The sequence below is a fragment of the Clostridium arbusti SL206 genome (assembly GCF_000246895.1).
Taxonomy (GTDB): Bacteria; Bacillota; Clostridia; order Clostridiales; family Clostridiaceae; genus Clostridium_I; species Clostridium_I arbusti.
Genome location: NZ_BAEV01000196.1, coordinates 1 through 1,081, shown reverse-complemented (window position 1 = coordinate 1,081; position 1,081 = coordinate 1). Strand labels below are relative to the sequence as shown.

Here is a 1,081-nt window from a genome sequence, read left to right as displayed (position 1 = left end):
ACACGTAGTATGAAATTTTACTTTTTTCCAAAGGTCTCACTCCATTTCAATAAGGCACTTAAAAAATAATAAATCAAAAATGCCTAATAATTTATATATATCATTATTAATAATTATACAATATAATGTAAGAATAACAACAAATCTTATGTTTTATTTAAAATACACTTTAATTTGTTACAATAATTGATTATAATAATGTAATGTATAGTAATACACACATATGCAACAATAACTTACTTTTTTAGGAGGAATTTAAATGAACTATGATTTAACAGATCCATATGAAATTGCAAGATACATAAAAGAAGCTAAAAAAACAACACCGGTGAAAGTTTATGTAGATGGAAACTTATCTGGATGCTCACAGGAAAATGTAGAAGTATATGGTGCTGAAAATTTCTATGTTATCTTTGGTGAAAGTACAACTGTATCGGAATTTATAATTAGTAACAAAGACAAGATAAAAAAATTTAGATTAGAACAAGATAGAAGAAATTCTGCTATACCTCTTATGGATATAACAGGAGTTGATGCAAGAATAGAACCAGGTGCTATTATTAGAGATAAAGTAAGTATTGCTAAAAATGCTGTTGTAATGATGGGTGCAGTTATAAATATTGGTGCTGAAATAGGCGAAGGATCTATGATTGACATGAATGCAGTGGTTGGCGCAAGAGGTAAAATTGGTAAAAGAGTACATCTTGGTGCAGGTGCTGTTGTTGCTGGTGTTCTTGAACCACCAAGTAAATCTCCTTGTGAAATTGAAGATGATGTACTAATTGGTGCAAACTCAGTTATTCTTGAAGGAGTAAAAATAGGCCATGGTGCTGTTGTTGCTGCTGGTTCTGTAGTAGTTGACGATATTCCTGCTAATGTAGTTGTAGCTGGAACTCCTGCTCAGATAATAAAAAGTGTAGATGATAAAACTAAAGATAAAACTAAACTAATGGATGATTTAAGAAAATAATTTATTAAATCATCTGAAAATAAATAACAAGTAAAAGATGCTAAACCAAAAAAAATCCTATACTCAGTAGAGTATAGGATTTTTTTTACTTATTGTCATCTTATTAATATT

Annotated in this window: 1 protein-coding gene; it reads left to right on the top strand. The window is 29.2% G+C overall.

Annotated elements, in window-relative coordinates; translation table 11 throughout:
• Positions 1-259: 259 nt before the first annotated feature.
• The gene (gene dapD, locus RH99_RS18025) at positions 260-970 is read left to right on the top strand and encodes a 2,3,4,5-tetrahydropyridine-2,6-dicarboxylate N-acetyltransferase (protein ID WP_010241771.1); all 711 of its coding nucleotides are present in this window, start codon (positions 260-262) and stop codon (positions 968-970) included.
• The last annotated feature ends 111 nt before the right edge of the window (positions 971-1,081 follow it).

Coding starts and splice junctions, on each gene's coding strand:
- dapD (WP_010241771.1), top strand. CDS start 260: ATGAACTATGATTTAACAGATCCATATGAAATTGCAAGATACATAAAA.